We start from the raw sequence: 750 nt of genomic DNA on the forward strand, positions 1-750 counted from the left end.
ATTTGTCGGTTGTACCTCCCGGAAAGGTGAAAGCCAGCCGGTAGCGGAGCTTGTAGATTTCGGTAATGTGCAAACTTGCAAAAGTTCGGATCTGATAAGGATTGAACGCTTTCTTCCTTTGGAGACATCCGATAGCTCGTTGTTTGGAAGCATAGATCAGCTTGAAGTATGGAAAGACAGGATTTATCTGCTTGATACGTATAAAACCAATGCGGTGCTGGTATTTTCGGCAACGGACGGAAAGTTTATTCATAAGATAGAGGGAACGGGGAACGGACCGGGAGAATTCCTCAGTCCGCATTCGTTTTGGATTGACCGCTCCGACAGCTCACTGTATGTGATGGACCGTATGATGTCGAAACTGTTGAAGTATGATCTGGGAACCTTTGAATACGAAGAAGATATTAAGCTGCCTGGCCAGGCTCCGTTAGCTTTCTGCGTTCCTGCAGAGGGCGATTATCTATATTATTTCCCTTTACGGCAGAATGATCCTTTCAGCGGAAAGCAATATGTAGAGGCAGATAAGGAGGGTAATGTGTTGTCCACTGCATATGATGCACCGGCTTCCGGCAGGATATTGCATGGGCATACGGCTCCGTTTTATGGTTATGAAGGAAAGATACGTGTTTACCCCTATTTTTCGAACCGGATTTATGAATGGACGAATGATTCATTGAAGGTATGCCTGGAGATGAAGTGGGGAGATCGAACCTTCCCCGAAGCTGCTGTCTTTGAAAAAGCGGAAGATTC

The 750-nt window shown here is 45.9% G+C and carries 1 protein-coding gene; it reads left to right on the forward strand.

Features of this window, described 5'->3' with window-relative positions:
- Window positions 1-750 (forward strand): 6-bladed beta-propeller (locus tag M3087_RS14260; RefSeq protein WP_249096842.1); only part of this gene is annotated, 750 nt, incomplete at both ends.

The sequence above is a fragment of the Mediterranea sp. ET5 genome, from assembly GCF_023337025.1.
In the GTDB taxonomy this organism is placed as follows: Bacteria; Bacteroidota; Bacteroidia; order Bacteroidales; family Bacteroidaceae; genus Phocaeicola_A.